The 5092-nt window shown below is 53.0% G+C and carries 3 protein-coding genes; all 3 read right to left on the bottom strand.

Annotated elements, in window-relative coordinates; genetic code table 11:
* Positions 1-148: 148 nt before the first annotated feature.
* A complete protein-coding gene (nosZ, locus tag A918_RS0103755; protein ID WP_022709762.1) occupies positions 149-2065 on the bottom strand; it encodes a TAT-dependent nitrous-oxide reductase in 1917 nt (638 codons plus the stop codon).
* 23 nt (positions 2066-2088) lie between these two features.
* On the bottom strand, positions 2089-4419 hold the full coding sequence (locus A918_RS0103750) for a NosR/NirI family protein (RefSeq protein ID WP_022709761.1): 2331 nt from the start codon (positions 4417-4419) through the stop codon (positions 2089-2091).
* 154 nt (positions 4420-4573) lie between these two features.
* Positions 4574-5092: polysaccharide deacetylase family protein (locus A918_RS0103745; protein WP_022709760.1), on the bottom strand; the 519-nt coding region annotated here is incomplete at its 5' end.

Genomic DNA, 5092 nt, shown 5'->3' with positions numbered 1-5092 from the left:
CCGGCCAGTGCCGGAGAAATCAGTGCGGGCAGCAGGCCGGAAAAACACAAAGCCGTGGCCAAAGCATAGTGCTTCATTGCGGGCGCTCTGTGCTCCGGTAAAGCTGCGGAATTGCGTTTTTCCTTATGGCGCTGATGCTGCATGATGCTTAAGCGCCTTTCGGCTCAACAAGCATACGGCCTTTCATTTCCATATGCATGGCATGGCAGAACCACGAGCAGTAATACCACCACACGCCCGGCTTATTGGCGATGAAGGTGACCGAGGCGGTGGCCTGCGGTGCCACTTCCATATTGATCCCGTAATTGATGATCGAGAAACCATGGGTCAGGTCTTCGATTTCATCAATATTGGTTACATAGACAGTGACTTCATCGCCCTGTTTGACGGTGAATTCCTCAAGGCTGAAGGCCGGTGCGGCAGAGGTCATATAGACGCGGACTTTATTACCGTCGCGGATGACCTCAGCAGCCTCCATCAGATCGACACCATCGGCCTTTGCCTGTGCAACAGCATCGGCAAAGAACGGATCTTCACGATTCCAGGCATTGACCGGATTGATCTTGGAGCGATGTACGATTGTTGCGTCATGCGGTTCGGCAAAGCTTGGTCCGTCATGGACAATCACCATTTTATCTCCGGAAATATCAATGAGCTGGTCATTTTCCGGTTTGAGAGGCCCCACATTAAGATAGCGGTCTTTGGAGAATTTATTGAGGGAGATCAGCCATTTGCCGTCCGCCTCTTTGGTTTGTCCCATTGAGGTGTGGTTGTGGCCCGGCTGATAATGCACATCAAGTTTCTGGCGGATCGGATCAACCTTTTCGCCCTTGAAGGCACGTTTGGCATCCTCAATGTTCCACTTGCAGACCTGACTGTCGATAAACAGTGTCGTATAGGCATTGCCTTTGCCGTCATAGGCGGTGTGCAAAGGCCCGAGGCCGAGTTCCGGCTCTGCCACAACGGCATCACGCGGATTGATTTTGTCATCAAACAGGTCATCAAATTTGCGCACATCGAAAACGGTGACAGTTGGTGATAATTTACCATTGGCCACAATATGGATGCCATCCGGCGCGGTGTTCATACCATGCGGGCTGTTCGGCACCGGAATATAGCGGGTGAATTTGGAGCCTTTGCGTCCGTCAATCACTGGTACGCCGTTGATTTCCTTGAACTCGCCTTTGGCAACCGCTTCTTCAATGCGTTTCAGGTTGAAGATAACAATCCAGTCCTGCTCACTGCCCATCATTTCGGCCAGTGTCACGCCCTCTTCGGAATTGTAGCAAGTGGCAAAAGCATATTTGCCCTGATAGTCACAGTCCACATTATCGAGATTGCCGCTGACCATGACCTGCCATGCAACTTTCATGCTTTCGCCGTCAACGGCGGTGAAAATCGCATGATAGTTTTTGGTATCTGTCAGATTTTTACCGTCATTCGGGATCGGCACGCGGTCTTCACCATTACAGAAGACATAACCGGTTTTCGGATATTTCTGCACGCGCAGGCCATGAACCGTGTGCTGGTTCGGCAGCTGAATGATCTTGTCGCATTTCATGACATCAAGGCGGATACGGCAGACGCGGGTATTGGCCTTGTCATTGGCGTAGAGATAGCGGCCGTCATAGGTGCCGTCGGTAAAGGAAAGATGTGGATGGTGCAGATCGCCATTGTCGAAAACGCCGCCGCGGTCTTTCATAAACTCACGGTCTTCAGGCAACATGCCGTCACGGAGAACTTTCAGGCTTTCATTGGTCTGTCCCCAGCCGGTGGCACTGTCACGGTTGAAAACCGGAATACGCATCAGCTCACGCATGGATGGCAGGCCAACAATACGGACTTCGCCGCTCTGGCCACTGGAAAAGAATGTGTAATATTCATCCAGTTCCCCCGGTTTGACTTCCGCACTTGAACCGGATCCGGATGCCGCCATGGCCTGTTTCGGTGCGCCGGCCATGACAAGCGCACCGCCCATGCCGCTGGCACCGGCAGCGGCTACAAAAGCCGAGGTGCCGAGTAATTGCCGTCTGTTCATGCGGGTCTTATTTTCTTGCTCAGACATTGCTTTGTCTCCAGTTGAAAATTTCAGGATGCTGCGTCCGGTGCGGATGCGCCGGTAACAGGTTGTCCGTTATGGGTGATGATGGTTTTTGACTGGCTGCCGGTACGTTCTGCCGGTGGCGTATAAGGCGCGTTGCGGGCAGCGAATTTCTCACGTTTGACACGCACCTGAATCATATGCGGGCAGCGCTGGTCATCGTGATAGAGTTCCTGACAATGCATGCAGTAGATGCATTCATTGACATTGATCTGGCCTTCCGGATGGATGGACTGCACCGGACATTCAACGGCGCAGCGCTGACATGGCGAGCCGCATTCCGGCCAGCGTTTCAGCCATTCAAACATGCGGATACGGCCGGGGATGGCGAGTGCCGCGCCGAGCGGGCACAGATAGCGGCAGAAGAAACGCTCGATGAACAGACCGGCAGTCAGCAAGGTCAGGGCATAGATTACGAATGGCCATTCGCGGGCGAATTTCAGGATGATCGCGGTTTTGAACGGTTCGACTTCAGCGAAAACCTCGGCCAGCGCCACGGAATAGAGCGACAGACCAAACAGACCGAGGAAGATAATATATTTGATCGGCCACAGGCGTTCATGCAGACCCCAAGGCAGTTTGACCTGTGGTACTTTCAGCCATTGTGCCAGATTGTTGCTCAGTTCCTGCAGCGCGCCGAAAGGGCAGAGCCAGCCGCAGAACGGGCCGCGTCCCCAGAACAGCAGACCGGCAGCAACCGAACCCCATAACAGGAAGGTCAGCGGGGAGGTCAGGAAAAATTCCCAGTTGAAGCCGGTGATAAGCGAATTGGTGAAAGTCAGGACATTGACGACCGATAATTGGGTGTTGGTGTAGAAGCCAAGCCAGACAAGAATGAACAGAAGATAGCCGCGTCTTACCCATGCGAAGAAGCGCGGACGTCTGACCAGATGGTTCTGGAAGAAGAAGATTGTGACCAGTACCAGAATGGCGAAGGCAGTAATCACAATATTGATTTTGTTCATCTGCCACATCTGAATCCACAGCGGATTATCTTCACCGAAGAAATCAGGCATGGATGCTTCACCGACCGGTGCGCTGACATGCGGATTGTTTGCTGTGGCAGCATCTTGTGCAGGCTGCACGGGAGCCGGGACAGGTTTGGCAGGTGCGGTGATGGTCACATATTGATCGGGAAGTGTATAACCGAGGTCATAGAAGATGCTGGCTTTGTCACGGGCACCAAAGCCACGCTGTACCAGCAATTGCAGTTCCCATGGCTTTGTTACGTCGAAGGCGAAACCTTCCGGCACCGTAAACAGTGCGATTTCACGCAAATCCGGTGCGCCTTCAGCAGCAATATTGCCGATACGCGTATGGTTTTTATCCCGAAAACGAATGCCCTGACCGTCCTGCAACAGTTCGATACGGTCGAAAATACCGCCGCGTACGTAACCCGATCCCTTGAAGGAATAGGCACCATCACCGGCAACCAGCACGGCCTGCTGGCCGGGTTTAAGCCGTTTTTGCATCTGGTCATATCCGGCTTGACCCAGCAGGCTGAGACCGATGGATGGCACTGATACCGGCGCGACATAGAGCTCGATAAACGGGTCTTCCGGAGCGGATGTTTCAGGGTTTTCTGCCGCACGCGGTTGTTTGGCATCAAGGAAGGCTTGCGTTACTTCGCCGACACTGAGCTTCAGGCTGCGGACAGAGCCGTCACCGGTCAGTTCCTGCCAGTCCCGGATATCCTGTTTGGACAGATCAACAGTGCGGATTTCCTGCGGTGCCGCGAGTTGTCCGGCAGCAAGCTGATTGCCCAGGCGACCGCTACGGATCAGCCCGACAGCCGAGCGCACCACACTGTCGCCCATGACCAGAACAGTGACCGTGGCACCGCTGACAATTTCGACCTGAGGCGGTTTGGCTGTACCGGATGCAACGGCATTGAAATCGCTGTTGATGAGGGAGTTGAGCGCCGCAACCACTTTGGCTTCGGGAATGCCGATCAGCACAATCGGCTCTTTATGGTCGGCAAGTTTGATGCCGCGAATGATACCTTTGGTATCAATGCCAACGAGAATATGGATTGGTTTGCCGGAATAGCCGACAGAACTGGTAAAGTCTGAATTCAGATAAATATAGCCGAGCAGATCCTGATTTTTATAGACCGGCGCAATCGGCGGTTCACCTTGCGGCGTGCCGATACGATCCGCATCCTGAAACAGTTCCTGTACTTTTAGCACAGGCAGATACTTGTCCAGCTGAGCGGCCAAGGCTGTCGTTTGCAGGCTGATGAAGCCGCTTAACAGAAGACAGAACAGCAGGATCAGTTTTCTGATGAAAAATGCCGGACGATCATGAAAGCGGTTCATATCAGGTGCTCACTGCAAGTCAGGTGCTGTAGCAGCAGGCTGCTCAGCGGTTATGCAGTGGACTTTAATGAAGTGGCGGAACGCGTCTTTGCGTCAGAACAAACTGACGATAATTGCAGGTGTTAATTATCTGAATATGTGCAGTTTGCTGCCTTTAGCGGAAATACACACGGTATAAAAATTCCGGCAATGTATGATTGCGACGGATATAAATTCTCGGAATGCCAAACGGGTCATCATTTGGTTTTGCGCGCGCGGCAATTGTCGTGACCGCAGTTTGAAAGCCTGCCTCACGTGCCATTAAGCGGTGCGTCTGATTATTGGCACCGTAGGGATAGCAAAAATGAGGAACCTCTGCGCCCAGCATGTCCTCCAGACGTGATTTTGATTCACTGATCTGGCGACGGGCTTCTTCATCCGGTGTGTCATTCAGATTGACATGGTCAAGCGTATGGGCGCCGACTTCATGCCCCAATGCCGCCCATTCCCGCATTTGTGTAACGGACATACATGCCATTTCCGGAATGCCGATTGCTTTGTCCCAAATATTGCTGCCACCGATCTGGTTGGCCACAAAATAATTCGTAGCGGTGAAGCCGCATTCTGCCAGAACCGGTGCGGCATTTTCCAGCACATTCAGGAAGCCGTCATCAAAAGTCAGGACAGCAACCTT

Source organism: Pseudochrobactrum sp. AO18b (assembly GCF_000409565.1).
GTDB lineage: Bacteria > Pseudomonadota > Alphaproteobacteria > Rhizobiales > Rhizobiaceae > Pseudochrobactrum > Pseudochrobactrum saccharolyticum.
Note: the sequence above shows the minus strand (reverse complement) of the source record. Positions and strands in the feature narration are given on the sequence as shown.